The 25,458-nt window shown below is 63.6% G+C and carries 28 protein-coding genes and 1 pseudogene; 14 read left to right on the plus strand and 15 right to left on the minus strand.

From position 1 onward, the window contains the following. The first annotated feature begins 58 nt into the window (after positions 1-58). The 5 genes from KHO23_RS27935 to KHO23_RS27955 all read left to right on the plus strand — a co-directional run bounded on the left by KHO23_RS27935 (position 59) and on the right by KHO23_RS27955 (position 4,527). Positions 59-994, plus strand: coding sequence for a dihydrodipicolinate synthase family protein (locus KHO23_RS27935; protein ID WP_211615205.1), 936 nt, complete (start codon positions 59-61; stop codon positions 992-994). Positions 995-1,026: 32 nt separating this feature from the next. Then, positions 1,027-1,596, plus strand: a complete 570-nt coding sequence (locus KHO23_RS27940; RefSeq protein ID WP_211615207.1) for an RNA polymerase sigma factor — start codon at positions 1,027-1,029, stop codon at positions 1,594-1,596. Further along, complete coding sequence (locus KHO23_RS27945; protein WP_211615209.1) at positions 1,596-2,390, plus strand: anti-sigma factor; 795 nt, start codon at positions 1,596-1,598, stop codon at positions 2,388-2,390. Before KHO23_RS27940 ends, KHO23_RS27945 begins: the two co-directional genes overlap by 1 nt. 21 nt (positions 2,391-2,411) lie before the next feature. Then, the gene (locus KHO23_RS27950) at positions 2,412-3,725 is read left to right on the plus strand and encodes an NAD(P)/FAD-dependent oxidoreductase (protein ID WP_211615210.1); all 1,314 of its coding nucleotides are present in this window, start codon (positions 2,412-2,414) and stop codon (positions 3,723-3,725) included. Positions 3,726-3,831: 106 nt separating this feature from the next. After that, on the plus strand, positions 3,832-4,527 hold the full coding sequence (locus tag KHO23_RS27955) for a TetR family transcriptional regulator (protein WP_211615212.1): 696 nt from the start codon (positions 3,832-3,834) through the stop codon (positions 4,525-4,527). A gap of 87 nt (positions 4,528-4,614) precedes the next feature. Here KHO23_RS27955 and KHO23_RS27960 read toward each other — a convergent pair whose 3' ends face one another. The 3 genes from KHO23_RS27960 to aroQ form a co-directional block, all read right to left on the minus strand. Further along, positions 4,615-6,003: an MFS transporter gene (locus KHO23_RS27960; RefSeq protein WP_211615214.1), complete on the minus strand. Its 1,389-nt coding sequence runs from the start codon at positions 6,001-6,003 to the stop codon at positions 4,615-4,617. A 61-nt stretch (positions 6,004-6,064) separates the two neighbouring features. Beyond that, a complete protein-coding gene (locus KHO23_RS27965; RefSeq protein WP_211615216.1) occupies positions 6,065-6,943 on the minus strand; it encodes a shikimate dehydrogenase in 879 nt (292 codons plus the stop codon). Further along, positions 6,940-7,395: a type II 3-dehydroquinate dehydratase gene (gene aroQ, locus KHO23_RS27970; protein WP_211615218.1), complete on the minus strand. Its 456-nt coding sequence runs from the start codon at positions 7,393-7,395 to the stop codon at positions 6,940-6,942. The genes KHO23_RS27965 and aroQ overlap by 4 nt, the downstream gene beginning before the upstream one ends. 298 nt (positions 7,396-7,693) lie before the next feature. Between aroQ and KHO23_RS27975 the strand changes: the two genes are divergently transcribed. The 3 genes from KHO23_RS27975 (at position 7,694) to KHO23_RS27985 (ending at position 10,535) form a co-directional block, all read left to right on the plus strand. Further along, positions 7,694-9,577: a bifunctional sugar phosphate isomerase/epimerase/4-hydroxyphenylpyruvate dioxygenase family protein gene (locus KHO23_RS27975; protein ID WP_211615220.1), complete on the plus strand. Its 1,884-nt coding sequence runs from the start codon at positions 7,694-7,696 to the stop codon at positions 9,575-9,577. A 208-nt stretch (positions 9,578-9,785) separates the two neighbouring features. Beyond that, a complete protein-coding gene (locus tag KHO23_RS27980) occupies positions 9,786-10,118 on the plus strand; it encodes a hypothetical protein (RefSeq protein WP_211615222.1) in 333 nt (110 codons plus the stop codon). Between the two features lie 156 nt (positions 10,119-10,274). Beyond that, positions 10,275-10,535, plus strand: a complete 261-nt coding sequence (locus tag KHO23_RS27985) for a hypothetical protein (protein WP_211615224.1) — start codon at positions 10,275-10,277, stop codon at positions 10,533-10,535. A 19-nt stretch (positions 10,536-10,554) separates the two neighbouring features. Here the strand turns inward: KHO23_RS27985 and KHO23_RS27990 are convergent, their stop codons facing one another. The 6 genes from KHO23_RS27990 to KHO23_RS28015 all read right to left on the minus strand — a co-directional run bounded on the left by KHO23_RS27990 (position 10,555) and on the right by KHO23_RS28015 (position 15,609). Next, positions 10,555-10,884: a hypothetical protein gene (locus tag KHO23_RS27990; RefSeq protein WP_074286802.1), complete on the minus strand. Its 330-nt coding sequence runs from the start codon at positions 10,882-10,884 to the stop codon at positions 10,555-10,557. A 12-nt stretch (positions 10,885-10,896) separates the two neighbouring features. Next, positions 10,897-11,664: an AraC family transcriptional regulator gene (locus tag KHO23_RS27995; protein WP_211615226.1), complete on the minus strand. Its 768-nt coding sequence runs from the start codon at positions 11,662-11,664 to the stop codon at positions 10,897-10,899. A gap of 235 nt (positions 11,665-11,899) precedes the next feature. Then, positions 11,900-13,240: an FAD-dependent oxidoreductase gene (locus tag KHO23_RS28000; RefSeq protein ID WP_211615228.1), complete on the minus strand. Its 1,341-nt coding sequence runs from the start codon at positions 13,238-13,240 to the stop codon at positions 11,900-11,902. Beyond that, entirely contained in the window at positions 13,237-13,536 is a 300-nt protein-coding gene (locus KHO23_RS28005; RefSeq protein WP_211615230.1) for a (2Fe-2S)-binding protein, read from the minus strand. The genes KHO23_RS28000 and KHO23_RS28005 overlap by 4 nt, the downstream gene beginning before the upstream one ends. Further along, positions 13,529-14,656, minus strand: a complete 1,128-nt coding sequence (locus KHO23_RS28010) for an NAD(P)/FAD-dependent oxidoreductase (protein ID WP_211615312.1) — start codon at positions 14,654-14,656, stop codon at positions 13,529-13,531. The genes KHO23_RS28005 and KHO23_RS28010 overlap by 8 nt, the downstream gene beginning before the upstream one ends. After that, a complete protein-coding gene (locus tag KHO23_RS28015; RefSeq protein ID WP_211615313.1) occupies positions 14,653-15,609 on the minus strand; it encodes a 4-hydroxyproline epimerase in 957 nt (318 codons plus the stop codon). The genes KHO23_RS28010 and KHO23_RS28015 overlap by 4 nt, the downstream gene beginning before the upstream one ends. A 347-nt stretch (positions 15,610-15,956) precedes the next feature. On the opposite strand from KHO23_RS28015, the gene KHO23_RS28020 reads away from it, so the two are divergent. After that, positions 15,957-16,862: a dihydrodipicolinate synthase family protein gene (locus tag KHO23_RS28020; RefSeq protein WP_211615232.1), complete on the plus strand. Its 906-nt coding sequence runs from the start codon at positions 15,957-15,959 to the stop codon at positions 16,860-16,862. A 12-nt stretch (positions 16,863-16,874) separates the two neighbouring features. On the opposite strand, the gene KHO23_RS28025 is transcribed toward KHO23_RS28020, so the two are convergent. Beyond that, positions 16,875-17,594, minus strand: a complete 720-nt coding sequence (locus KHO23_RS28025; protein WP_211615233.1) for a response regulator transcription factor — start codon at positions 17,592-17,594, stop codon at positions 16,875-16,877. A 410-nt stretch (positions 17,595-18,004) separates the two neighbouring features. Between KHO23_RS28025 and KHO23_RS28030 the strand changes: the two genes are divergently transcribed. Both KHO23_RS28030 and KHO23_RS28035 read left to right on the plus strand, forming a co-directional pair. After that, a complete protein-coding gene (locus tag KHO23_RS28030; protein WP_211615235.1) occupies positions 18,005-19,306 on the plus strand; it encodes an MFS transporter in 1,302 nt (433 codons plus the stop codon). 151 nt (positions 19,307-19,457) lie between these two features. Continuing rightward, positions 19,458-21,038 carry an MFS transporter gene (locus tag KHO23_RS28035; protein ID WP_211615237.1) on the plus strand — a complete coding sequence of 527 codons (1,581 nt, stop codon included), beginning with the start codon at positions 19,458-19,460 and terminating at the stop codon, positions 21,036-21,038. 12 nt (positions 21,039-21,050) lie between these two features. Here KHO23_RS28035 and KHO23_RS28040 read toward each other — a convergent pair whose 3' ends face one another. The 5 genes and pseudogenes from KHO23_RS28040 to KHO23_RS28060 form a co-directional block, all read right to left on the minus strand. Next, positions 21,051-21,323 carry a hypothetical protein gene (locus KHO23_RS28040; protein WP_211615239.1) on the minus strand — a complete coding sequence of 91 codons (273 nt, stop codon included), beginning with the start codon at positions 21,321-21,323 and terminating at the stop codon, positions 21,051-21,053. Positions 21,324-21,387: 64 nt separating this feature from the next. Continuing rightward, positions 21,388-21,819, minus strand: coding sequence for a DoxX family protein (locus KHO23_RS28045; protein WP_211615241.1), 432 nt, complete (start codon positions 21,817-21,819; stop codon positions 21,388-21,390). A gap of 346 nt (positions 21,820-22,165) precedes the next feature. Next, positions 22,166-22,630 (minus strand): RbsD/FucU family protein, encoded by a 465-nt coding sequence (locus KHO23_RS28050; protein ID WP_211615243.1) that lies wholly within the window; start codon positions 22,628-22,630, stop codon positions 22,166-22,168. 187 nt (positions 22,631-22,817) lie between these two features. Then, positions 22,818-23,048 (minus strand): annotated as a pseudogene (locus KHO23_RS35585) (hypothetical protein); the annotation flags it as partial. 29 nt (positions 23,049-23,077) lie between these two features. Next, positions 23,078-23,446, minus strand: a complete 369-nt coding sequence (locus KHO23_RS28060) for a nuclear transport factor 2 family protein (RefSeq protein WP_211615246.1) — start codon at positions 23,444-23,446, stop codon at positions 23,078-23,080. Positions 23,447-23,738: 292 nt separating this feature from the next. Between KHO23_RS28060 and KHO23_RS28065 the strand changes: the two genes are divergently transcribed. The 3 genes from KHO23_RS28065 (at position 23,739) to KHO23_RS28075 (ending at position 25,443) form a co-directional block, all read left to right on the plus strand. After that, complete coding sequence (locus tag KHO23_RS28065; protein ID WP_211615248.1) at positions 23,739-24,110, plus strand: type II toxin-antitoxin system RelE/ParE family toxin; 372 nt, start codon at positions 23,739-23,741, stop codon at positions 24,108-24,110. After that, positions 24,107-24,409: an addiction module antidote protein gene (locus tag KHO23_RS28070; RefSeq protein ID WP_063499837.1), complete on the plus strand. Its 303-nt coding sequence runs from the start codon at positions 24,107-24,109 to the stop codon at positions 24,407-24,409. Before KHO23_RS28065 ends, KHO23_RS28070 begins: the two co-directional genes overlap by 4 nt. A 170-nt stretch (positions 24,410-24,579) precedes the next feature. Then, positions 24,580-25,443, plus strand: a complete 864-nt coding sequence (locus KHO23_RS28075) for a helix-turn-helix domain-containing protein (protein WP_211615250.1) — start codon at positions 24,580-24,582, stop codon at positions 25,441-25,443. The last annotated feature ends 15 nt before the right edge of the window (positions 25,444-25,458 follow it).

Genomic DNA, 25,458 nt, shown 5'->3' on the forward strand with positions numbered 1-25,458 from the left:
AACAACCCACGCCTTATTGCGTCATCACCTCACCTCGGCACAACGCCCATCAATCACCATGACCTCTACACACAACCCAGCTCCAATGCGCGGCGTGTTCCCCGTCGCGCCGACCATCTTCGACGAGGCCGGCCGGCTCGACCTGGAAGGCCAGAAACGCTGCATCGATTTCATGATCGACGCGGGTTCCAACGGCCTGTGCATTCTGGCGAACTTCTCAGAGCAGTTCGCGCTGTCCGACGACGAACGCAGCACGCTGATGCACCTGGTGCTCGAACACGTGGCCGGCCGCGTGCCGGTGATTGTCACGACCACGCACTTCAGCTCGCACCTGTGCGCCGAACGCAGCCGCAGCGCGCAAGCCGCGGGTGCCGCGATGGTGATGATCATGCCGCCGTATCACGGCGCGACGATCCGCATCGGCGAGCGCGGCATCTATGAGTTCTACCGCACGGTGTCCGATGCAATCGGGATTCCGATCATGATCCAGGACGCGCCGGTCAGCGGCACAGCATTGTCCGCGCCGTTTCTTGCACGCATGGCGCGTGAACTGCAGAACGTTTCGTACTTCAAGATCGAAGTGCCGCAGGCAGCGAACAAACTGCGCGAGCTGATCGAATTGGGCGGCGACGCCGTGGTGGGTCCCTGGGATGGCGAAGAAGCGATCACGTTGATGGCCGATCTCGATGCGGGCGCAACCGGTTCGATGACCGGCGGCGGTTACCCGGACGGCATCCGGTTGATCGTCGACGCCTATGCGGCGGGCGACGCCGAAGCGGCCGCCGCCCACTATCAGGAATGGCTCCCGCTCATCAACTACGAAAACCGTCAGGGCGGCCTCGCGTCGTGCAAGGCTTTGATGAAAGAAGGCGGTGTGATTCGATCGGACGCGGTGCGTCATCCGTTGCCGTCCATGCATCCGGCCACGCGCGCAGGATTGCTGAAAATTGCACGGAAGCTCGATCCGCTGGTGTTGCGCTGGGGTGTTGAGTAACATAGGCCCGCACGCCCACCACACCATCGTCCATGACCGCCAATCCTCGAGAGCTGACGCCGGAAACCCTCGCCGAGTTGCTCGAACGCGTGGCCAAACAGGACGCCGCGGCACTGCGAGAGCTATATGATCTCGCCGCTCCGAAACTGTTTGGCCTCGCGCTCCGTATATTGAACAGGCACGAGTGGGCAGAAGAAGTATTGCAGGACAGCTTCGTCAACATCTGGCGCTTTGCCGGCGACTATCGCCGGGCACTGTCCGCCCCGATGACGTGGATGTCGGCGATCGTCAGGAACCGTGCTCTCGATCACCTGCGGCGGGTAAGCACGCAGGAAACAGAATGGGGCGATGCGTTGGACGATCTTGTGGCAAGCGGCGATCCGGATCCCGAAGCACTGACTGCGGTCAGCCTGCAGGCACGTCTGCTGGCCGGCTGCATGCAGCAGCTGGAACCGGCGCAGCGTCAGGCGGTTGCGCTCGCCTACCTGCGCGACCAAAGCCATAGCGAGATCGCCGAAGTGCTGGCAGTGCCGCTCGGCACCATCAAATCCTGGATCCGGCGCGGCCTTGTCAAGCTGAAAGCCTGCCTGGGAGGCGAGTGATGAATCTCCATCGCTATCCTCAGCTGGTCGATATGCTGGCCGCCGAGTATGTGCTCGGCACGCTGCGCGGTGGCGCGCGGCGCCGCTTTCAACGGTACGCGGACCACGATCCGGTGATTCGTCGGGCTATCGAAGAATGGCAGCGGCGAATCTCGCCGTTGGCCGAACTCGCGGAACCGCACATGCCGCCGGCCGCCGTGTGGGACGCGATCGAGCGGCGGCTCGGCCTGAGCTCGGCACGTGAGGTGGCACGTGAGGCGGCACGGCCGCGCACCGTGGTCGAAAAACCCGCACGTCCGTCCGGCAGCATCTTCGAGAACCTCGCGTTCTGGCGAGGCTGGGCGATCGGCGTGACCGGGTTCGCCGCGGTCGCCGTGGTGGTCGCCGTACGCTCGCTGCTGCCGTCCGGTGTGACGCCTGCCTCGGCGCCGACCGTCGCGCAACAGCCGGAAACGGCCGTTTCGCATGTCGCGGTGCTCAACGACAAGGAAACGCATCCGGTCATGCTGGTCGCGTGGGACGAAGCTCACGCCACCATGACGCTGCATCCGCTCGGCAAGGTGGATTTGCCGGCCGGCCGCGCAATGGAGCTATGGGGTATTCCGGCCAATGGCCATCCGGTGTCGCTTGGCATGCTGCCGGATAGCGCAAGCGGCAAGGTCACGGCCGGTCAGCAGAAACCGGAAAACTACGACGCGCTCGCGGTCTCGATCGAGGCACCGGGCGGCTCGCCCGATCACAATGCGCCTACGGGTCCGGTGGTGTTCAGCGGCAAGCTGCTGCTTGTGTCCTGAGTGACCTTTAACGCTAACCCTATGCAAAGCTTTTACGAAGCCACCGTCGACCGCTCCGCCAGCCGCTCGTCCGGGCACTCGTCCGCTTACGCGCCCCTTACCGGCCGGCGCAGCGTCAACGTCTGCATCATGGGCGGCGGCCTCGCGGGGTTATCCACGGCGTTGGGACTCGCCGAGCGGGGCGTCGCCGACGTCGCCGTGCTCGAAGCCGAGCAGGTAGGCTTCGGCGCCTCGGGCCGCAACGGCGGCTTCGTGTTCGGCGGTTACAGCCTCGATTGCGCGGATCTGCTGAAAACCCTCGGCCCGGCCCGCGCACGCGAACTCTATACGCTGACCACCGACGCCGTCGATCTGATGAGAAAGCGTATCCAGCGCTACCGCATCGATTGCGACGTGACCGATGCCGGCGTGATCCTCGCCAACTGGTTCGACGAACCGGCAAGGCTCGACACGCAACGGCGTTTGATGCGGGATTCGTTCGGGGTCGAGTGGGAACCCGTGGCGGCCGCGGCGCTCGCGTCAGAACTGAAGACGAGCCGTTATCACGGCGGCCTGTTCGAACGCAACGCGTTCCACTTCCATCCGCTGAAATACGTGCTTGGCGTCGCCAGCGCTGTGGCTGATGCGGGCGTGCAGATTCACGAAAAGTCGCCGGTTGTGCGCTTGCAGCGCGGCGGCGCCGGTTTCGTCGTGCATACGCCGCACGGCGCGCTCGAAGCACGCCACGTCGTCATGGCCGGCGGCGGCTATGCGCGCAACGTCTATGCACGGGTCGAGCGCGCGGTCCTGCCGATCGCCACCTACGTGATGGCCACCGAACCGCTGGGTGCACGACTGAAAGACGCGCTGGACACCCGGGCCGCCGTCTACGACACCCGTTTCGCCTTCGACTACTACCGTCCGCTGCCCGACACGCGCATTCTGTGGGGCGGCCGCATCTCAGTGCGCGACCGCGCCCCGGATATCATCGCGCGACTGCTGCGGCGCGATCTGCTGAAGGTCTATCCGCAACTGCGCGACGTGCGGATCGAGTACGCCTGGGGCGGCCTGATGAGCTACGCGCGGCACAAGATGCCGCAAATCGGCCGCAGCGCGGACGGCGTCTGGTACGCGACCGGCTTTGGCGGCCACGGCATGGCGCCGACCACCGTCTCCGGCGAATTGCTGGCGGCGGCCATCTCCGGCGAACGGCCCGTGCCCGACGCGTTCGCGACCTTCGGCTTGACGCCCGCATATGGCGCACTCGGTCTCGCAGCCGCTCAACTCACCTACACCGCCATGCAGGCGCGCGACGCACTCGCCGCCCGGCGCCCCTCGCCCCGGTCGACGCCGTGACCCGATCCAATGCGCGACTCAATACGCTGCGGCTTATGCCGGAGACCCGCTCCAGAGGCGGGTTTCGCCATGCTAGAATGCGCCGTCACTGCCGCTCGAATACACAATGAAAAAGGGAAGCAAGGCCGCCGAGCCTGATACCACCGGCATCGCGTCCAGCGTCCCGCGCCCCGACGCCCGCCGCAAGTACGATCCTGAACAGACGAAGCGCAACATCCTCGAAGTCGCGACCCAGGAGTTCTCCGCGATGGGGCTGACCGGCGCGCGGGTCGACGCGATCGCGGAACGCACGAACACCACCAAGCGCATGCTGTACTACTACTTCGGCAGCAAGGAAGGGTTGTACCAGGCCGTGCTGGAAAAAGTGTACGGCGACATTCGCGCGCTCGAACAGGATCTGCATATCAGCGAACTCGATCCCGTCGAGGGCATGCGCGCGCTGGTCGAGTTCACGTTCGACTATCACGACCGCCAGCGCGACTTCGTGCGCCTCGTGACGATCGAGAACATTCACGGCGCGAAGTACGTCGAGCAGGTGAAGAGCTTCAAAGGCCGCAACGTCACCGTCATTCATACGATCGAGGACCTGCTCTCGCGCGGCATCGCAGCCGGGCTGTTCCGTGACGACGTCGATGCGATCGACCTGCACCTGATGATCAGCTCGCTGTGCTTTCACCGCGTCGGCAATCGCCATACCTTCGGTACGGCGTTCGGCCGCGATCCGTCGCACCCGCGCCTGCGCGCGCGTCATCGCGCCATGATCGTCGACGCTGTGCTGCGTTTCGTGCGCAAGGAAGACTGAAGCACAAGGCACAAACAAAAAAGCGGGACCTGAGCTAACGCCAGGTCCCGCTTTTTTTGGTCAAACCGTCCGATCAAGCCATGCGGCTCAATCCACCAGCACGATCCGCTTGATATCGCCGACGATAAAGATGTACGACAGCGCGCCGATCAACGCGATCGCGCCGATGAACACCAGTGCGCCGACGAACGAGCCGGTTGCCGCAACGATGAAACCCACCACCAGCGGCGTGACGATGCCGGCCAGATTGGCGGCAAAGTTGAAGATGCCGCCGGTCACGCCGAGCAGGCCGTCGGGGGCAATGTCCGACACCAGCGTCCAGCCCAGCGCCGCCATCCCCTGCGCGAAAAACGCCACCGACAGAATCACGATCACCACCACGTTGCTCTCGACATAGTTGGCGAGAATGATGGTCGACGCGAGCAGCAGGCCGGCAATGATCGGCAGCTTGCGCGCCACGTTCGGCGACTTGCCGCGTCGAAGCAGCCAATCGGAGAAAATGCCGCCGAACATTACGCCAATCGACGCGGCGATGAACGGCATGATCGCGAAGAAGCCGATCTTCAGCCACGCCATATGGCGTTCGGTGGCGAGGTAGGTGGGAAACCAGGTGAGGAAGAACACCAGCGTCGAGTTGCCGGCAAACTGGCCGAGGCAGATGCCGGTCAACTGACGATGCTTGAGCAGGCGTCCAATGGTGCGCCATTCAAAGCCGCTCTTTCCTGCAGCGGCTGCTGCAGCCGCTGCGGCCGGTGCGCCGGAAACATCGGCGTCTTTCTTCCGGTGCGTGAGACCACCGCCTGCTTCGATATAGTCGAGCTCGGCCTGATTGATCGACGGATGATCTTGCGGCTCGCGATAGAACATCCACCAGATCACACCGAATACGAGGCCCACGCCGCCCACCACGTAGAACAGCGAACGCCAGCCGAACGCGCCCATCAGCATAAACAGGAACGGGCTGAAAAACGCAAGGCCGATATATTCGCCGACCGTGTAGGTGCCGGTCGCCATGGCGCGTTCGCTCTGCGGAAACCATGTGGCCACCACGCGGCTATTGGTCGGAAAGCACGGCGCTTCCGAGACGCCCAGACCGAGCCGGAACACGAACAAGGCCCCGATGCCGTGCACGAGGCCCTGCGCCAGCGTGCAAAGCGACCAGAACGTCATCGACAGGAAATACGTGAGCTTGCTGCCAAAGCGGTCGAGAAAGAGGCCGCCCGGAATCTGCGAGACCACGTAGCTCCACGAAAACACGGAGAACAGCAGCCCCATGAGCGCGGCGTTGATGCCGAGTTCCTTGGTCAACTGCGGCGCCGCGATGCCTAGCACCGTGCGGTCCAGATAGTTGATCATCGTGCCTACCGCTAATAGCGAAAGGATCTGATAGCGGGCTTTCGAGCGGCGCGCGGTGCTTACGCCGGCATTCGCCTGGCGTGTCGCGTCGGCGGGCGTGGATTGAATAGGTTGTGGCATGGCGTCTCTGTCTCCTCGGTCTGGTTACGTACCGGATGTATATGGCTCGTGAACTACTAGCCTAGCTTTCCAACAAGGACTGGAAATGCGTGTAAACGCGCTCGGCGTCGGGTTCCAGGCCCGTGAAGATGCGCATCGCGTCGACCGCCTGATACACGGCCATCCCGCCGCCGCTCAACGTGCGGCAGCCGAGCGCCTCCGCGGCCTGCAACAGCGCGGTGCGGATCGGGAAATAGACGATGTCCGCGACCCACAAGCCGCGGTGCAGCAATTCGGCCGGCAACGGCAGACCCGGCAATTTCGCCATGCCGGTAGGTGTCGCGTGAATCAGGCCGTTAGCCGCGGCGAGCGATTCGGCCAGCGAGGTGCCGGCATTCACGGTGGAGGCGGGGAAACGCTTCTGCAATTCCGCGGCGAGCGATGCGGCGCGCGCGGCGTCCACGTCGAATAGCGTGAGCGTTTGCGCGCCCATTGTCAGCGCGGCATGCGCCACCGCTGCGCCCGCTCCGCCCGCGCCCAGTTGCACAACACGTTCCAGCGACACGTCCGGCAGGCCGCGTTGAAACGCGCGGGCGAAACCGGACCAGTCGGTGTTGTGGCCGATACGTTTGCCGTCCTTGAACAGAACGGTGTTGACCGCGCCGAGTGCGCGCGCGTCGTCGGACAGTTCGTCGAGCAACGGAATGACGGCCTGCTTGCACGGGTACGTAATGTTCAGCCCATTGAAGCCCATGTGTTCAGCGGCGACGAGCAAATCGGACAATGCGGTGATATCCAGCTTCAACGCTTCCAGATCGATGCGTCGATACACATAGTGCAGACCGAGCTTGCTCCCCTCTTCCTCATGCATCGCGGGGCTGAGCGATCCGCCAATGCCCGAGCCGATCAAACCGACGAGAAAGGATTGCGCGTTCGCTTGAGTGTTCGCTTGTGCGTTCATTTAGCCGCCCTATTCTTAAGGATGACCGCCATCCGCTCCAGAGCGAGCACATAGCCCTGCGTACCGCAACCGACGATGATCGCCTCGGCCACCGCCGACACGTACGAGTGATGCCGGAACGCTTCACGGCGATGCACGTTTGAAATATGCACTTCGATGACGGGCTTTTCGATCGCGCTGAGCGCATCGGCAATCGCCACCGAGGTATGCGTGTAAGCCGCCGGATTGATCACGATGCCGTCGACCTTGGTGCGCGCCGCATGCAGCCAGTCGATGAGTTGGTGTTCCGCATTCGACTGACAGAAGTCGACGGACAGATCCAGCCGCTCGCCTGCTTCGCGGCACTGCTTCGCCACGTCGTCGAGCGTTTCCGAGCCATAGATAGCCGGCTCACGCGTGCCGAGCAGATTGAGATTCGGTCCGTTGAGGACCAGCACTGATGCAAAACTCATGACGACCTCCCGCAAAAGTAAGGCATAAAGCGGGCCACAGCACACGCCGCGGCTCTACAACGTGATCGCAGTGTGCGCCCATTGAACGCAATCGTCATTCGGGGTTTATACGAATTTGTACCATCTAGTTAGTTTGTATAGACTGTCGAGAAAATGCGCTGGTGCGGGTGCTTCCGCCCCATGTCAAGATGGCTACGGGTAACTAGCTAGACCATTTTTCGCATTGCAGCATAACGCGGCGCAGGGCCGCCTGGCACCGTCCAAACAGCCGTTTCATTGTTTTTTGCAGGAGCCGTTCATGCAACGTTCGATTGCCACCGTGTCGATCAGCGGGACCCTCGTCGAAAAGCTGACCGCCATCCAGGCGGCAGGCTTCGAAGGCGTCGAAATCTTCGAGAACGACCTGCTTTATTTCGACGGCTCGCCCGCCGACGTGCGGCGCATCGCCGAAGATCTCGGGCTGAAGATCATGCTGTTCCAGCCGTTCCGCGATTTCGACGGGGTAAGCCCGGAGCGCCTCGAGCGCAATCTGGATCGGGCGAAGCGCAAATTCGACGTGATGCACGAATTGGGTACGGACCGGATTCTGGTCTGCAGCAACGTCTCGCCCGACACCATCGGCGACGATTCGTTGATGACCGACCAGCTTGGCGCACTGGCCCGCGCGGCCGAAGCGGCCGGCGTGATCGCAGGCTACGAGGCGCTCGCGTGGGGCAAGCACGTGAAGACCTACCGCCATGCGTGGAAACTCGTCAACGCGGTGAATCATCCGAATCTCGGGCTCGTGCTCGACAGTTTTCATACGCTGTCGCTCAACGACACGGTGGACGCAATCGCCGATATCCCGGGCGACCGCATCGCCTTCGTGCAAATCGCCGATGCGCCGAAACTCGCCATGGACGTGCTCGAATGGAGCCGCCATTACCGCTGCTTCCCGGGTCAGGGCGATTTCGATCTGGCAGGCTTCACCGCGCAGGTCGTGAAAACCGGCTACACCGGGCCGCTTTCGCTCGAAATTTTCAACGACGGTTTCCGCGCCGCACCGACCACCATCACCGCGGCGGACGGCCATCGCTCACTGTTGTTCCTCGAGGAACAGACTCGCGCGCTGCTCGAATCCACCCGTCAGCCGGTCGGCGAGCTCTATCTATCGCCCGCCGCGCCCGCGCACGTCGGCTATCAGTTCCTCGAGTTCGCGGTCGACCACACCACCCGCGCGCACCTCGTCGACTGGCTCGGCAAGCTGCGCTTTCGCCAGGCCGGTCAGCATCGTTCGAAAGAGGTAACTTTGTTTCAGCACGGCGCGGCGTCGATCGTACTGAACGCCGAGCCGGATTCATTCGCCAACGCCTTCTTCCAGCAGCATGGTCTGTCCCTGTGCGCGTCGGCGTTTCGCGTGGACGACGCCAATCAGGCGTTCGAGCGCGCCGCCGGCTTCGGCTACGCACCGTTCTCCGGCCAGATCGGGCCGAACGAACGCGTGCTGCCCGCCGTGCAGGCGCCCGACGGCAGCCTGAACTATTTCGTCGACGAAACGCCGGACCAGCCCACCCTGTTCGAAGCCGATTTTGTGCTCACCGACATCAACGGTCCGGCCGAAGTGGGCCCGCTCACGCGCATCGACCATGTCTGCCTGTCCGTGCCGGCGCCTTCGCTGGATACGTGGGTTCTGTTTTTGCGGACCGCGCTCGGTTTCCAGGCCGAGCCGGGTGTGCTGGTGCCCGACCCTTACGGGCTCGTGCGCAGCCGCGCGCTGCGCAGTCACGACGGTTCGGTGCGCATCGTACTGAACGCGTCAGTGGACCATCACACGGCGGTGGCCGAGGCATTGCACACCTATCACGGCTCGGGCCTGAACCATGTCGCATTCAGCACCAGTGACATTTTCAGCGCGATTCCCGAGTTCATCGCCGACGGTTTGCCGGTGCTGCGCATCCCGCGCAATTACTACGACGACCTCGCCGCCCGCTATGCGCTGCCGGACGAGACGCTCGAAGCGCTGCGGGCGCACAACATCCTGTATGACCGGGACGAGCGTGGTGGCGAGTTCTTCCACGCTTACACCGAACAACTGGATCAGCGCTTTTTCCTGGAGATCGTCGAACGGCGCGGCGGCTATGACGGCTACGGCGCGGCCAATGCGGCTGTGCGGCTCGCAGCGCAGGCTCAGCGCCGCAAATAGGCGCCCCTCGGCCCGCAACGTGGGAGGGCTGCGGTTTGCGGCCAGCCGCCTGTGGATTCAGGCGGATCGGGCACGGCCCATGCTTTATCGGTGTAAGCGAGCGCGCCGCACCGATATAATGGCGGTTGATCCACGGCCCGGTGCCGCGCAGGCATGCCCCATGCGGGCGTGGCGCGAACCGTCGGTCGAATGAAACGCCAGGAGAAATATGAAGAAGTTTGCCGTAGTCCTGTCAGTTCCCCTGCTTCTCAGCGCTTGCGCGTATTTCCAGAAGAATCCGGATGCCGGCGAGCCCGTCACGGACACCACCACGCAGCGCTCGGTCAACGACGTGGTCGCCTGCCTGACGCAAGTGGCGACCAGCCACAACGCCGCGTTCAAGTCGACCGAAATCCCGCAAGGCCAGATGCTCGACTTCGGCGATTCGAATATCGTCAAGGTGCGCAGCGACAACGGCCAGACGACTTATCGCTTCTACGCGGGCAAGCGCCACGTGGGCAATCTGTGGATTGAATCAGCGAGCAAAACTTGCGCGCCATAAGGTAAACAAGGGTAACGATCGGGCAGATGTAAGGATCAGTAACTTGTTCCGACGCAATCATAGTGTCACGGTGTTACACGACAATGGTGTCTTAAGAATCGTTTAAGACTTCATCCGCATGATCCGTTCGACACTATTCCGCACAAGGTGCGCTCCATGAACCAGCCTGACCACAACACGAACGACACGCCTGCACCGGCGAAGCGGCCCACCATTCTGCGCCGGCTGTTAAGCCATCACGAACTGGCAACGCTGCTGCTGTTGCTGCACGCGCCGATCGACGCGTCCGCGAAACCCGAGATTCCCCAGCTTCACGAAGCCGGCTTGATCGAAACGATTTCTGGCGACGAAGGCACCTCGCATATCCGTCTGACGTCCGAAGGCAACGCAGTGCTGCGCGGACTTGGCGTGAAATAAGGCGCGCTTTACATTTTAGTTACGCCTGCCATACACCGTACCCCGCTTCTCGCAGTCCAATCGCCAATTCCACTTCCATATCCTGTGCCCCGCGGTAAGGCATTGGATTGAACACTTCATACAGTTCGGGCAAGAGGCGCAAGCCGTAGTCGCGCACATAGCGATTTGCCTGAATCCCGGCCTTGTGCCGGTCGAATCTCAGATCCGGGTCCAACCCCGTCATTCCCACGTACACGCACGGCTTGTCGAACCGGTAGTCCGGATTCGCGCGGCGAAAGCGCGCCTCGTTCCAGACCGTGTCGTCCAACGCGACGACGTAGACGTAGTAGTGATGCCTGCGACGAACCATAGGTGCGACGGCTCAACTGCGCGAGGTTCCGTGCAGCAGCATCCGGTACTCGGTCGGCGTGACGCCGACGGTCGCCTTGAATTGGCGCGTAAAGGCGCTGTGGTCGGTGTAGCCGCAAAGTGCGGCGACGTCGGTGACCTTGTCGTGCGAAACCAGCAGCGCGGTAGCGGCGTCCAGCCGTGTTTTCAGCAACACCTGGCGCGGCGTCAAATGGAACACTTTGTGAAAGTAGCGCTCCAGTTGCGCCACCGACATATCCGCCATTGCAGCAAGCTGTTTCAGGTTTAACGGCTGCACGTAGTTTTCCTGGATGGACTGCACCACCGCGGCGAGCCGGCCGTAAGCGGGATGATTGCTTTCGTCCGCTTTCAGGTCGCGCGAGATGCCGGCGAGGCCGACCACCTTGCCCGCAGGATCGCGCAACGGCTGCTTGCAGGTCAGGCACCAGCCCGGCTGGCGGCCGGGATACAGGTGCAGTTCCAGTTGATCGATCATCTGGCTGCCGGCGCTGATGATCGCTTTGTCCTGTGCGGTGTAGATGCGGCCGAAACGGCGCGGGAAGACGTCTTCGGCGGTCTTGCCGAGCAAAGCGGCCTTTTCCTTGAAACCGCAACGCGAAGCCAGCGTGCGATTGACCAGCGCATAGCGAGCGTGCGCGTCCTTGACGAAGAACACGACGTCCGGCATCGCGTCGAACACGGGCTCGAGCAAAGTGAAATGCGACAGCATGCCGGACAGCGTTGCGTCGTCCGGTTCGAGCAGATGAGCCTGCGTGTTCATCGTGCGGGTTCCGTGGTCGGTGCGGTTATTGATGCGATTGCCTGTGTATCCGTCGAAGCATTGGCTGAAGCACTCGCCGGGCTGCATACGGCGTGTGCGCGTGCCTTCAACCGTGCGTTCGCCGATGCCTTCGCCGACGCGTTCGTTCGCGCAATTGGGCGGTTAGCGTGTGCGATCGATTATAGGGCCGCGTTGCCATCGACACTATCCAGCAAGGGGCAGGAGGATACCGGTGTCATTCAGCCGGCGGCGGCTCCTCGCTTGCCGCCATCAATGTGCCGATTTGCGCGGGACTGAACGGCGGGCGCGGAGCGGTGGCTTGCCAGCCGAAATACAGCCCGGCCGCGGCGCCGCAGATTCGTCCCTGGCATGCGCCCATCCCGCAGCGGGTGTGCAGCTTGGCCTCGCGCCAATCCGGATAGACGCGCACCTCGCCGAGACTGACGTCTTCGCACCGGCAGAGCAGCGTGGCGTCGCCGGGCGGCGTGCGCGCGGCAGCTTGCAGGGCGAAGGCCGTTTCGACGCGTCTCGCGAAACGCCGCCATCGGGCTCGTTGCACAACCAGCGCATCGCGGTTTGCATAGGTGCCGCTCGCCGAAGCCCCGCTTGGCGAGGCGCTGCCCGCGGAGGTTCCGCTCGCCATGGCGACGCTTGCCGCGAGACCCGCGATCTCGCCTTCCACGCCAGCCAGCTCCGCGCCGCCGACGCCCGTGCATTCGCCTGCCGCCAGCACGCCGTCCACCGAAGTCCGCTGCTCGCTGTCGACAACGATCTCCCCCGCTTCGCCGATCGCACAGCCGAGCGCTTGCGCAAGCGTGATGTTCGGTACAAGCCCATAGCCGCACGCAATGCGGTCGCAATCGAGCGTCAGGTCCCGCTGGCCGCGCCGGATCGTCACGCGCTCGACGCGCCCCTCGCCAATCGCTTGCCGCACGATGCTTCCGGTCAAGTAACGCACGCCCGCGAAGCCGCGTGTCATGGCAACGGCTTGCCACAACTTCGCCTTCTCGCCCAGCAGAGAGATGCCGAAGCGCGCAACCTCGAGTGCCGACGCCTGCTCCACTACCGCAACGACTTTCGCACCGGCAGCACGCGCCGTAGCGAGTGCGGCGATCAGCAAAGGGCCGCTGCCTGCAATCACGATCCGTTCGCCGCGCACCGGCATGCCGCCTTTGATGAGTGCCTGCAGCGCGCCGGCACCGGTCACGCCGGGCAGCGTCCAACCGGCGAATGGCAATAGCCGCTCTCGCGCACCGGTCGCGAGGATCAATCGATCGTAGCTGATCGATACGCCACCCTGCTCAGCCGACTCAAGCAGCAAACCGCGCGAACCCAAAGGCGCGATCACGCGGGTCGACGCGAACCACGTGACATGGGTCCGCATGCTTACAGCGTCGAGCAGTGCGTGGAGCTGAGCTTGCGGCGGATGGCCGGGACCCTGTCGCCAGATTTGGCCACCGGCACGCGGATTGTCGTCGAGCAGTGCGACTGTGGCGCCCTCGCGCGCTGCGGCCTGCGCGGCATTCAACCCGGCCGGACCGGCGCCCACGACCACGATGTCGAAGTGCTGCTTCATCTCACGCCCACGGTGGTGGCGTCGGCAGCGGCAGCAGCAGCAGCAGTGCAAACCACCTGCCCTTCGCGGCAAAGCGTCTGGCAGGCCAACACATGCGCCCGGCCGTCGATCGTGACGCGGCACTCCTGGCACACACCCATCCCGCAGAGCACTGCGCGAGCCTCGCCGCTCACCGACCTCCGTGTGCCGCCCGCGCCCGCCATGACGAGCGCCGCGGCCACGGTCGTACCCGCTTCGACCGTGACGCTTCTACCATCGATCACCAGGTGGAAACGCGTTGTACTGGCGTTACTCATGAGCCACCTTTTGCGCAAAACGGACCGGCAAGTACGGTTCGACAGGAATCGGTGCCGCATTCCCGGTGATATGCGCGGCGAGCAACTTTGCGCTTGCCAGCGAGGTCGTCACGCCAAGACCTTCGTGCCCGACAGCGAGCCACACGCCCGGTGCAAATTCGCCGGCCGGACCGATCAACGGCAATCCGTCAGGCGACGCCGCACGAAAGCCGGTCCACGCGCGAATGCCATTGAGTGTCGGCAGGACGGGCAGATACTGCGCGGCGCGGCGCAGCATCCGGGCAAGCACCGGCATGTCGACGGCGGGATCGGTGGTATCGAACTGGCGCGACGAGCCGATCAGCAACTGGCCCGTGGGCCGCGGCTGCGCATTGAATGCCACCGAGGTGCCGGCCGCATGATGCGCGCTCTTGATGTAGCCGAGTTCGAGCAGTTGATGGCGAATGAGGTCGGGGTAACGGTCGGTGATCAGCAGATGGCCTTTCTTCGGCTGCAAGGGCAGCGACCCCAGCAGTTGTTGAGCGCCCAGTCCATTGGCAACGATCACATGTGCGGCGCCGATGCGTTCGCCGTTGGCCAGCGTCACGCCGCCAGCACCGATTGCGACAACCCGGGTGCCAGGCCGCACACGGATATTCTCGACTCCTGAGGATTGCGTCAGCAGCCACTCTGCAACGGTGGGCGCATACACGATGCTGTCGTGCTCGATCCGCAAACCACCCGCCATCGTCTGCGACAGCGCCGGTTCACACGCCCGCAGCTCGGATGCGTCGAGCAGCTGCGCAGAGACGCCCTGTGCCTCGAACGCGGCATGCATGGCGCGGGCTGCTTGCCATTCCTCCTCGTCGGCGGCGACCCATAAAGTGCCGCAACGCGCGAACGCGTCACGCGCACGCAGCTGCGGCGCGAGCGCCAGCCACAAGTCGCGCGAATAACGGCTCAACGTGAATTCCGCGGGCGAGTCGTTCATCACGACGATATGGCCCATGCCCGCCGCCGTCGCGCCGCCCCCGATGCCCTGTGCGTCGAGTACTTCGACCCGCATGCCGAGTCCGGCCAGCTCCGCAGCGCAAGCCGCGCCGACAATGCCGGCCCCGACGATCAACGCGTCCGCCGTCATGCCGTGCGGATGCCCCACGCAAACGGGTCGCGCTCGTCGAAACACAAACGCCCTTCCGCCATGATGTGCGCATGGCCGGTGATGGTCGGAATCACCGAGACGCCGTCGCCGGCATGACGATAGCTCGCCTCGAATACGCTGCCGATAATGCTCTCCTGCCGCCACACCGCGCCTTCGGAAAGCTTGCCGTCGGCGGCGAGGCAGGCGATCTTCGCGCTCGTGCCCGTACCGCATGGCGAGCGGTCGTACGCGTTGCCTGGACAAAGGACGAAGCTGCGACTGTCGATGCCATCGCGCGAGCCGGGTCCAAAGAGTTCGATGTGGTCGATCAGGGCGCCGTCCGCGCCGGTAATGCGCTGTGCGATCAGCGCGTCGCGGATGGCCCCACTGAACTCGGTCAGCTCGGCGATACGCGATGCCTCCAGCGCTCGCCCGTGGTCGGCAACGAGAAAGAACCAGTTGCCGCCCCAGCCGATGTCACCACTCAACATGCCGTAGCCCGGCACGTCCACCTGCACGCTTTGCCGGTAGCGATAAGCCGGCACGTTGCGCACGGCCACGCTGCCGTCCTCGTTGAGCGTCGCTTCGACGATGCCGACCGGCGTCTCGATCCGATGACGCCCCGGCCCGATCCGCCCCATGTGCGCGAGCGAGACGACGAGGCCGATCGTGCCGTGCCCGCACATGCCGAGATAGCCCACGTTGTTGAAGAAGATCACGCCGGCCGCGCACGCGGGGTCGTCGGGCTCGCACAGCAGCGCACCGACCACCACGTCCGAGCCGCGCGGTTCGGTGACGACGCCCGCGCGCCAGTCGTCGAAATGCGCGCGAAATACGTTCAGACGCTGCGCCAGCGTGCCGCCGCCAAGCGCCGGGCCACCCGACACCACCAGGCGGGTCGGTTCACCGCCGGTGTGCGAGTCGATGATGTCTAGGGTTTTCATGATGCACATGGTAGGAATGACGGGCGCCGGGGTCTTGGTGTGCTTAAGCGTGGATTGTGACGATTTCAGCATAGCCTTTGCGCCCGTGCACTCACCCTTCCATCTTTGGGAACGGGCGAAATCCACGGCTGAACAACACCCGGCAAGCGGACTCAAAAACTTATGCGAGGTCCTGTCCAAGCGACTTCGACGCACTTTGCGTGCTGTCCCGAAATAGTCGATCTGCTTGCTCTTGCAAGGCTTACAGGCACAACCACTATGCTGAAATCGTCATCCGTCACGCGTGAATCACGCAAGACGGCGGCATTTTCCCTGCTTACACTGCGCTTCGACTCAACACACTCAGGAGAGCAGTCGTGGCGCATATCTGGGAAGGCGTTTGGCCCGCGGTGACCACCAAGTTTCACGCGGATTTCAGCATAGATCGCGAATGGACCGGCAAGAATATCGAGGCACAGATCGAAGCGGGTGCGGATGGCATCATCGTCTGTGGATCACTCGGCGAAGCATCGACGCTCTCGCTGGATGAGAAGCTGCAAGTACTCGACATCGCGGTCGATGCCTCGCGCGGCCGTGTGCCGGTTTTGCTGACGATCGCCGAGAACAGCACGCTCGACGCCTGCCGCCAGGCCGAAGCCGGCAGCCGGCGCGGTGCGGCCGGTTTCATGGTGCTGCCCGGGCTGCGCTATCTGTCCGACCGGCGCGAGACGCTGCACCACTTTCGCAGCGTCGCCGATGCAAGCGCGCTGCCGTTGATGATCTACAACAATCCGCTTGCCTATGGCGTCGACATGACGCCCGAGATGTTCGCGGAAATCGCCGACGAAAAGAAGATCGTCGCGATCAAGGAATCATGCGGCGATGTACGGCGCGTGACCGATCTGATCAACGTGGTCGGCGATCGCTTCGCGATCCTGTGCGGCGTCGACAACCTTGCGATGGAAGCGATATTGATGGGCGCACATGGCTGGGTGGCCGGTCTCGTGTGCGCGTTTCCGCGCGAGACGGTTGTGATTTACAAGTTGCTGAAGGCGGGCCGTCTTGAAGAAGCGCGCGCGATCTATCGCTGGTTCGCGCCCCTGCTCGCGCTCGACGTCTCGTCGAAACTGGTGCAGAACATCAAGCTGGCCGAGACCATCGTCGGGCTTGGCACGGAGCCGGTCCGGCCGCCGCGCCTGCCGTTGGCCGGAGACGAACGCAAGGACGTTGAAGCGTTGATCCGCCGGTCGATCGAAATCCGACCGGCGCTGCCGCAGGTTTGAGTTGCGGCAGGTTCAGGCTGCCTGCTTCTCCGCGTCCGTTTCGGCCTGGCGCAGATGCAGCAGCCGATAACCGCTCTTGTAAACGGGTTGAAGCCGGAAGTCGTTTTGCGGCTCGATCTCGAGCAGCAAGCGCAGGCGCGACACGTGACTGTCGATCGTGCGGGTGAACTCGCGGAACTCACGGCCCCACACCATCGCGAAGATATGGTCGCGCGACATCACGCGGCCAATATTGGAAAAGAACAGCGACGCCAGCCGGTACTGCGTGCCCGATAGCTGCACCGGCTGGCCGCGCAGCATCACGAGCTGGCGATGCGTATCGAAATGGTAGGGGCCGACATCGAAGCTCGCGGCGCTGAAACGGTCCGGATAGGCACGGCGCAGCAACGCCGCAACACGCTCGCGGAACTCGCCCGGGCGCAGCGGCAGTGCGACATAGTCGTCGGCCCCGCTGGCAAAGGCGCGCACCACGCTGTCCTCCGACATCTCCGCCGAGGCGAACAGGACCGGCAGGCGGTCGCCGCCGACCGCGCGCACTGAGCGAAGGACTTCGGCGCCGGACAGGCGCGTGCCTTGCCAGTCGAGCACCAGCATATCCACGGTGGAACGGGCGAGCGCTTTCGACATGCTCAGACCGTCGTCGTAGGCCATACAGGTATGACTGGCGCTCATAAGGACTTTTTCGATCGACTGACGCATGACGGGGTCACGCTGAAGGATGGCAATACGCATGGGATTACTCTTAACTAATAGCTCGGACGCGATTCTCAGAGGGACGCCCAAGCCATCCCATAAGAGCATTCCTAAATTGCACACAAATCGCCCCGCTCCGACAGCTTATGCGCGGCATTCCTACATCCAATCGCTGCGGCTCGCACGACGTGCGGCCTAAGAGGTCCTGCCTGCCGTCGAAAAGGCACGTCTCGGGGAACTTTTCCCAATCTAATTAAGTACTTCCCGAAACCGCCGGCTTTCATCCTGTAAAATCCCCGCCCTGGCCCCAGTCGTCACCGCGCTTCCCCTATCCGGGCCGGCGCGCCGGTGTCCCGTGCTCTACCCAGCGCTTGCCACACTTCTCGCCCGACGACCGCCACATTTCCACGCGCTACGTGTGGTTCCCAATTCAAGACAAGACACAAGCAATGCAAGCGACAAATCTGGGTGGAGCGCAGGCTGTCACCCCACGCCCTCTTGGGCGAAGCGATTACAAGACGCTCGGCCTCGCCGCGCTCGGCGGGGCGTTGGAGTTCTACGACTTCATCATCTTCGTATTCTTTGCACCGGCGATCGGCCAGTTGTTCTTCCCCGCCGCGATGCCGGACTGGCTGCGTCAGGTGCAGACCTTCGGCATCTTCGCGGCGGGTTATCTGGCACGTCCGCTCGGCGGCATCATCATGGCGCATTTCGGCGACCTGTTCGGCCGCAAGCGCATGTTCACGCTGAGCGTGCTGCTGATGTCGGTGCCGACGCTGATGATGGGCCTGCTGCCCACCTACGCCAGCATCGGCGTGATGGCGCCGGTCTTGCTGCTGCTGTTCCGCGTGATGCAAGGCGCGGCGGTGGGCGGCGAAGTGCCGGGCGCATGGGTGTTCGTCTCCGAACACGTGCCAGAGCGGCACGTCGGCTATGCGTGCGGCACGCTGACGGCCGGCCTCACGGCGGGCATCCTGCTCGGCTCGCTGATCGCATCGGCGGTGAACCGCAACTTCGCCCCCACTGAAATCGCCGCGTACGCATGGCGCATTCCGTTCCTAGTGGGCGGCGTGTTCGGCATGTTCTCGGTTTATCTGCGCCGCTGGCTGCATGAGACGCCGGTGTTCGCCGAACTCAAGCAACGCAAAGCAATCGCCGCAGAAGTGCCGCTCAAGGCCGTATTGCGCGACCATGGCCGCGCCGTGATCGTGTCCATGCTGCTTACGTGGATGCTGTCGGCGGCGATCGTCGTGGTGATTCTGATGACGCCGACGCTGCTGCAGAAGCAGTTTCATATCGCGCCGGCCACTGCGTTGCTCGCGAATTGCATGGCGACGCTGTGCCTGACGATCGGCTGCGTGATGGCGGGTTCGATCGCCGGGCGGATCGGCGCGGGGCGCACGATCTTCATCGGCGGTCTCGCGCTGGCGGTGACGTACTACGTGATGTTCCAGCAGCTCGCCGTCGATACGTCGGCGCTGGTGCCGCTGTACGCCGTGGCCGGCCTTTTCGTCGGCGTGATCGGCGCGATTCCGTTCGTGCTGGTCAAGGCGTTCCCGCCCGTCGTGCGATTCTCGGGCATCTCGTTCTCGTATAACGTCGCCTATGCGGTGTTCGGCGGCCTCACGCCGATCGCCGTGTCGCTGATGATGAAGTCGAACCCGATGGCCGCACCGCTGTATGTCGGCGCGATCTGCATTGTCGGCGCATTGACTACGTTGTTTATCAAAGACGCGCCGCAAGCGCGCTAATCGAGCTGAATCGAGCTGTTTTGCAACGGCGCACGCAACGTGCGCCGTTGCTCCATCGGCACCACGCCCCGCCTTTCCGGCTGTTTCGGCGACATCCATACTTCACGTCGGACCGAAACTTCGTGCGCTGCGTCAGCCTACGATGTGCCTCATGAACGCTCTCAACACACCCGACTCGCCCGCCCTCGGCCGCGTTCTCGCGACCGTTAGCGTGGGCTTCGTCGTCACGCAACTCGACGTGACTATCGTCAACATCGCACTGCCGGAGATCGGTGCGGACCTGCATGCGAATGTCGCGGGGCTGCAATGGGTCGTCGACGCGTACACGCTCGCCTTCGCCGTGTTGATGCTTTCGGCGGGCGCACTCGGCGACCGGCTTGGCACCCGGCGCATGTACGCCGCCGGCATCGTGCTGTTTGCGCTCGCATCGCTCGCCTGCGGATTGGCGCTCGATGCCACCATGCTGGTCGCCGCGCGCGCGTTGCAAGGCATCGGCGCCGCCGCCATGCTGCCGAACTCGCTGGCGCTGCTCAACCAGTCATACGGCCACGATCCGAAGCTCCGGGCGCGTGCGGTCGGGCTGTGGACCGCCGCGGGCGCGATTTCGATCGCGGCCGGACCGGTGCTCGGCGGTCTGCTGATTGCGGCGTTCGGCTGGCGTAGCATTTTTCTCGTCAATCTGCCGATCTGCGTGGCCGGTTTGCTGGCGACTTTGCTGTGGGTGCCACGGGCTCGATCAGCACGCAACGAGACGCAACGCGCGGTTGCGACCGTGACTGGCTTTGGAACCGGGAATGGAGCTGGGGCTGGGGCCGCGACTGCCACTGGCAATACGACTGGCGCTGAAACTGCGTCTGCCGCTGTGGCTACAACACCAGCTACAGCCGAGGCAAGTCCACGCAGTATCGATCTGAGCGGCCAGACCCTGGCCATCGTCGCGCTCACCGCGTTCGTCGCCGCTGTGATCGAATGGCGTCCGCTCGGGCTAAGCCACCCACTAGTCTGCGGCGGTTTCATACTCGCGCTGATCGCTGCGCTCACCTTCATCGCCGTGGAATCGCGCGTTGCGACACCAATGCTGCCGCTCTCGCTATTCAGCAAGCGCACCTTCAATGCGGCCGTGCTGTTCGGCATCTGCGTGAATCTGACGTACTACGGCATGGTGTTCGTGCTGAGCCTGTATTTGCAGCGCGTACGCGGCTATACCCCGCTGCAGGCAGGCCTCGCCTTCCTGCCGTTGACCGGCGGCTTTCTGCTCTCGAATGTGGCGAGCGGCTGGGTGGTCGGGCGTTTCGGCGTGCGCGTGCCGATGATCGCCGGTGCCATCACCGCGGGGCTCGGCTATGGCCTGCTACATTTCGTCGATGCGTCCACGCCGCTCGCCGGCCTCCTGCTGCCGTTTCTCCTGATTCCGTCTGGAATGGGCCTGGCGGTTCCGGCAATGACCACCGCCGTGCTGGCCTCCGTCGAAGCGAAGCGCGCGGCCACGGCCTCCGCCGTGCTGAATACCGCCCGGCAAGCAGGGGGCGCCGTGGGTGTGGCGGCCTTCGGCGCGTTCGCGAGCGGCGCGGCTGCCACGCAAATCGTCTCGGGCATGCAGGCGGCGACGGCGATCTCGGTCGGTCTGCTGGTGGTGGGTGGCGTGATGGGCTGCCTCGTGCATCCGGAACCGCACGCGTCGGCCTCGAGGCCGCACAAGACTAACCCTCGGCAAGTTCGCGAATCTCGTTGATCAGCTCGTGACTTACAGCGGCGCTTCCTGAATCGTGCCGGTGTCGATCGCACGCTCGATCAGCCCTTCGTTTTGCGCCTTGGCGATGGCGTCGGCGATCAGCTTTTCCGGCTGTTCGATCTCGGCCCTGATTGTGCCGATGAGGCCGGATGCATCCAGAACCACCAGCGTTTTCGCCGAATCGGCAAGGCTGATGATGACGCGATGCGGCGTGGACCCTTCGCCCAGACTTGCGCACAACTGCGTGACCTTGCCACCAATGGTTTGCTCAAAACTTTGAATCATTATTTGCCCCTTGGGTTGCAGCCGGAATCAAAGGCGACCGGCACGGACACCCTCAACGCCGTGATCAGAGATTCAGCCCGCCGCGCGGCGCACGCGCGCCGTCGATACTGATACGGCCCGCTCCGGTCACGAACAACAGCAGGAATCCACCGGCGATACCAATGTTCTTCCAGAAGTGGATAACCATATCGCGTTGCATCGCGGGATCGGTGACGTTCCAGAAATCGTGGCCCAGCACCGCGGTCGCCACGGTGTAGACGGCCATGATGAGCGCGAGCGGGCGGATCTTGAAGCCGAAGATCAGAAGCAGACCGCCGAGCGCCTCGACCGCGGTTGCAAGTGGCGCGGCGACCTGTACGAACGGCACGCCCTTCGAATGCAGATAGCTGACAAAGCCCGCATAGCCCAGCAGTTTCATCACGCCGCCCCACAAAAACAGCACGGCAAGGGCGATACGCGCGATGAGGATGACGCCGGAATCGACGGGACGCGTCATGAGGAACTCCTTTAAATGAATAAGCAGCAGACCCGGCCAGGCGGCCGCAGTTCCCCATTTTGCATCTGAGAATAGGTGCATTGCCCGCCTTTTCCAAGCGCGGGCCGAAGTGAACCGCGCCATTTGCGCCGTCTCAAGGGAGGGAAAAGGTGACCGAGCGCTCAGCGCCTGCCCGGTTTTGCACATCACGGCCGGTATGGCCGCGGTGCTCATGCGTGTCGGTGCGCGACTCGAACTCGGCACGCAGCCTGCCAGGTTGCGCAGGCTTCCACGCCGGCGACATTCAGGACAAGATGATCGAGGCGGTCTATCGAAAGCTCACGATTTTCGCCGCCGTGGTGAAGTGCTATCGCTGCGGCGCATCCGGCGCGAGCAAGACACCCTTTGTAAAGACGAAGCAACCGTAGCCGCGCTCTTCGCCGGTAGCGATCACGCAATAGGCTTTGCGCGCCCGCTCATAGAAAGCGAAACGCTCGACCGAAGCAAACGGCACCTCGCGCCCTTCCGCCGCATTGATCTCGAGCTGCACCTCCCGCTGGACCGCCGGAATCGTATCCGGCTCGCCGACCACTTCCATGCGCGAGGCAGGGTGCTCGATGAATGTATCCAATGGCATCACCGACAGAATCGCGCGAATCGCACGCGCTGCGTTCACGCCATCGAGCCGAAGCAGCTTGCCCAACACTGTCTCGTACGCGACGGAAGCGCCCGGGAAGTTGGCGTCGCAAACCACCAGTTCGTCACCATGACCCATCGAACGTAGCGCATGCAGCACATCGGCATTCAACAGCGGATCCAGATTCTTCAGCACGGTGTCTCCTCGAGATTCGATTGGCGGCCAGCCGCCCGGGTTCGAACGGTTCGTTCTTGCAGTTGCCGTTGCAACTGTCCTTGCGCGCGATCGTGCAGCGCATCGCGATCGATTGTAGCAAGACCGTGGCCCCCGTCCCTTGCCGGCGGCTCACCGTCAATCCGCTCTTCCGCACGATGCGGTGGGCGGCTTTCCGGCGACACTGCCACCGCAGCCATCCCACCAAGGCGAGGAGCACGAGGCCCGCGCCACCCAGCACCGGCTCGCGCCAGGCCAGCAACGCAGCGAAGGTGAAGGCGCGCGTGCCGGCCAGCAGAGCGAAGCCGGCGATCGCGCTGGAGAGCGCGTCGACGGTGTCCGACAGGCGCGCGAACGTGTGGGCAGTACCGGGAGCCATAGCGGCAACGGACTCGTGCATGATCGTCTCCATGAAAAAACGGCGAGTGGTCAGGTGGCGGCAGGCACCTGGTCGAGGAAGCCAGTCACCGTCTGCAGGCGTCCATGGGCGTCGAGCACGCCGAAGTCGGAACCCTTGACGATCGCCTCGCCCGCAGGCGTGGTGAGCGCCCACGAAAAACGCAGGCGGTTCGCGAAACCATCGACCTGCGTCGTGCGGCGAAACGTGTGATGCGGGAAGCGTTCGTGCACCGCACGGATCATCGCGTCGATGCCGTCATGACCCGCGCCTGCCAGCAGCGGATCGCGATAGTCGGCATCGGCGGTCCACGTCGCGGCAATCAGTTCGCGGCGGCGTACTGCGTCGGTTTCATTCCATGCATCGAAATAACGGTCGATCAGATCGGTATGCGTATTCATCTCAAACTCCTCGATTGGCATGACTGAGCACTACGCTCGGCAGACACGTTGTATGCGGCGGGCTCGGAGTGAAGATTGGACGCTCGAACGCCGCGCGTCGATTACGTGGGAGGTAAGCGCCGGGACGCACCGAGGGGGAGAACTATGCTTTTTGCGCGCCGGATTAGCCATCCGGCCGAGTCGTCAGGCACGGCATCAGCCGCTAACCTCATGGGCAAACGGGGGCCGCGCAGCGTAGCCGCGCGGCATGTGACGAACTCAACGGGGCGCGGACACGAGCCGCATTTTTAATATGGTTTTTACGCTTGCAAGACCGTATCCATCAGGATACACTCATCAGCAGATCGGTTCACCGCCTGTGTACACGGTCAACCGCACCGAGGAATTCGACGGCTGGCTTGCCGGCCTTGCCGACTTAAGAGCGAAGGCAAAAATCCTGGTGCGGGTCCGGCGTGCGGAGCGAGGTCATTTCGGCGACGTCAAGCTGCTGGAAGACGGTGTGTCCGAGATGCGCGTCGATTGTGGTCCCGGGTATCGGGTCTACTTCGCGCGTGAAGAGCGCGTGATTTACCTGCTGCTCTGCGGTGGCGATAAGTCCACGCAGCCGGCCGACATCAAGCATGCCAAATCAATGTGGGCAGCAATCAGAAAGGAATCGTCATGAGCAAAGTCAAAACCGCACGCTTCGATGCATCGCACTACCTCGATAGCGAGGAGATGATCGCTGAATATCTCAACGCAGCGCTGGAAGAAGGCGACGCCGATCTCCTCCTCGCCGCGATCGCCGACATCGCAAAAGCACGCGGCATCGCGAAGGTCGCGGCCGACGCGGGGCTCGGGCGTGAGAGCCTCTACAAAACACTCGCGCCCGGCTCGAAACCGCGCATGGATACCGTGTTCAAACTGCTGCGCGCGCTGGGCGTCAAGCTCAACGCCGTGCCGGAAGGCGTGGCGCACGCCTGATTCGCGCGGTCGTGCCTGTCGTGCCGGCTTGGGCAACATGCTGAATGTGCTGCGTATTCGCGGGTGCCCCTACGCTTTCCCGGATTTTCCCAGGTTTTCGGGGGTTTCCGGGGTTTTCCATTACCTGCCAGGTAATGGATCGCTGACGCGCTTTGGCTATCATCGGCAACATGAACACACTCTCTCTTGCGCAAACCATCCCGTCGAACAGGCCGACGGCAAGCCGCACAGTCGGCGATCTGCTGCGCGAATGGCGGCAGCGGCGAAGAATGAGCCAGTTAATACTCGCCGCTGAAGCCGATATTTCAACGCGGCATTTGAGCTTCGTCGAATCGGGCCGTGCGGTGCCTAGCCGGGAAATGGTCATGCACCTCGCCGAGCGGCTCGACGTGCCACTGCGTGCGCGCAATGCGCTGCTGATCGCGGCAGGCTATGCGCCGCTGTTCCGCGAACGCCCATTAACAGACCCGCAATTGGCCGCTGCGCGCGAGGCAGTCGAGCTGGTGCTTAAAGGTCACGAGCCCTATCCGGCACTCGCGATCGACCGCCACTGGAACATCGTGGCCGCGAACAATGCGCTCGCGCCGCTGCTTGCAGGCGCAAGCCCGGAACTGCTGAAACCGCCCGTCAATGCGATGCGGCTAAGCCTGCATCCGGAAGGCATCGCAGCGTCGATCGTCAATTGGCATGCCTGGCGTGCACACGCGCTGTCCCGACTCCAGCGGCAAATCGATGTGAGTGGTGACGAGACGTTGAGCGCCCTGCGCGACGAGCTAGCCGCGTATCCCGCGCCGCCCGGCGCGAAAGTAACCGACCACGACGACACCGCGAGTCATCAGGTCGCCGTGCCGCTGCGGCTGCGCACGCCAATCGGCGAGCTGTCGTTCTTCAGCACCACCACGGTATTCGGCACACCAGTCGATGTGACGCTGTCGGAACTTGCCATTGAAGCGTTCTTTCCCGCCGATCAACAAACCGCGGCGGCACTGCGCGAGTTTGCCGAAAACCAGCGCGCCGAGGGCGTAAAAGGTTGAAGTCGCAAAGCCATA

It is taken from the genome of Paraburkholderia haematera, assembly GCF_905220975.1.
Lineage (GTDB): Bacteria > Pseudomonadota > Gammaproteobacteria > Burkholderiales > Burkholderiaceae > Paraburkholderia > Paraburkholderia haematera.

What these genes read in the sequence shown, in the direction of transcription:
- KHO23_RS27945 (WP_211615209.1), top strand. Translation starts at nt 1,596, where the DNA reads ATGAATCTCCATCGCTATCCTCAGCTGGTCGATATGCTGGCCGCCGAG.
- KHO23_RS27995 (WP_211615226.1), bottom strand. Translation starts at nt 11,664, where the DNA reads ATGAACACGCAGGCTCATCTGCTCGAACCGGACGACGCAACGCTGTCC.
- KHO23_RS28065 (WP_211615248.1), top strand. Translation starts at nt 23,739, where the DNA reads ATGGTTTTTACGCTTGCAAGACCGTATCCATCAGGATACACTCATCAG.
- KHO23_RS28070 (WP_063499837.1), top strand. Translation starts at nt 24,107, where the DNA reads ATGAGCAAAGTCAAAACCGCACGCTTCGATGCATCGCACTACCTCGAT.
- KHO23_RS28075 (WP_211615250.1), top strand. Translation starts at nt 24,580, where the DNA reads ATGAACACACTCTCTCTTGCGCAAACCATCCCGTCGAACAGGCCGACG.
- KHO23_RS28035 (WP_211615237.1), top strand. Translation starts at nt 19,458, where the DNA reads ATGAACGCTCTCAACACACCCGACTCGCCCGCCCTCGGCCGCGTTCTC.
- KHO23_RS28060 (WP_211615246.1), bottom strand. Translation starts at nt 23,446, where the DNA reads ATGAATACGCATACCGATCTGATCGACCGTTATTTCGATGCATGGAAT.
- KHO23_RS28025 (WP_211615233.1), bottom strand. Translation starts at nt 17,594, where the DNA reads ATGCGTATTGCCATCCTTCAGCGTGACCCCGTCATGCGTCAGTCGATC.
- KHO23_RS28010 (WP_211615312.1), bottom strand. Translation starts at nt 14,656, where the DNA reads ATGACGGCGGACGCGTTGATCGTCGGGGCCGGCATTGTCGGCGCGGCT.
- KHO23_RS28005 (WP_211615230.1), bottom strand. Translation starts at nt 13,536, where the DNA reads ATGAGTAACGCCAGTACAACGCGTTTCCACCTGGTGATCGATGGTAGA.
- KHO23_RS27960 (WP_211615214.1), bottom strand. Translation starts at nt 6,003, where the DNA reads ATGCCACAACCTATTCAATCCACGCCCGCCGACGCGACACGCCAGGCG.
- KHO23_RS28040 (WP_211615239.1), bottom strand. Translation starts at nt 21,323, where the DNA reads ATGATTCAAAGTTTTGAGCAAACCATTGGTGGCAAGGTCACGCAGTTG.
- KHO23_RS27975 (WP_211615220.1), top strand. Translation starts at nt 7,694, where the DNA reads ATGCAACGTTCGATTGCCACCGTGTCGATCAGCGGGACCCTCGTCGAA.
- KHO23_RS27950 (WP_211615210.1), top strand. Translation starts at nt 2,412, where the DNA reads ATGCAAAGCTTTTACGAAGCCACCGTCGACCGCTCCGCCAGCCGCTCG.
- KHO23_RS27955 (WP_211615212.1), top strand. Translation starts at nt 3,832, where the DNA reads ATGAAAAAGGGAAGCAAGGCCGCCGAGCCTGATACCACCGGCATCGCG.
- KHO23_RS27985 (WP_211615224.1), top strand. Translation starts at nt 10,275, where the DNA reads ATGAACCAGCCTGACCACAACACGAACGACACGCCTGCACCGGCGAAG.
- KHO23_RS27980 (WP_211615222.1), top strand. Translation starts at nt 9,786, where the DNA reads ATGAAGAAGTTTGCCGTAGTCCTGTCAGTTCCCCTGCTTCTCAGCGCT.
- KHO23_RS28000 (WP_211615228.1), bottom strand. Translation starts at nt 13,240, where the DNA reads ATGAAGCAGCACTTCGACATCGTGGTCGTGGGCGCCGGTCCGGCCGGG.
- aroQ (WP_211615218.1), bottom strand. Translation starts at nt 7,395, where the DNA reads ATGAGTTTTGCATCAGTGCTGGTCCTCAACGGACCGAATCTCAATCTG.
- KHO23_RS28015 (WP_211615313.1), bottom strand. Translation starts at nt 15,609, where the DNA reads ATGTGCATCATGAAAACCCTAGACATCATCGACTCGCACACCGGCGGT.
- KHO23_RS27990 (WP_074286802.1), bottom strand. Translation starts at nt 10,884, where the DNA reads ATGGTTCGTCGCAGGCATCACTACTACGTCTACGTCGTCGCGTTGGAC.
- KHO23_RS28030 (WP_211615235.1), top strand. Translation starts at nt 18,005, where the DNA reads ATGCAAGCGACAAATCTGGGTGGAGCGCAGGCTGTCACCCCACGCCCT.
- KHO23_RS27940 (WP_211615207.1), top strand. Translation starts at nt 1,027, where the DNA reads ATGACCGCCAATCCTCGAGAGCTGACGCCGGAAACCCTCGCCGAGTTG.
- KHO23_RS27935 (WP_211615205.1), top strand. Translation starts at nt 59, where the DNA reads ATGACCTCTACACACAACCCAGCTCCAATGCGCGGCGTGTTCCCCGTC.
- KHO23_RS28045 (WP_211615241.1), bottom strand. Translation starts at nt 21,819, where the DNA reads ATGACGCGTCCCGTCGATTCCGGCGTCATCCTCATCGCGCGTATCGCC.
- KHO23_RS27965 (WP_211615216.1), bottom strand. Translation starts at nt 6,943, where the DNA reads ATGAACGCACAAGCGAACACTCAAGCGAACGCGCAATCCTTTCTCGTC.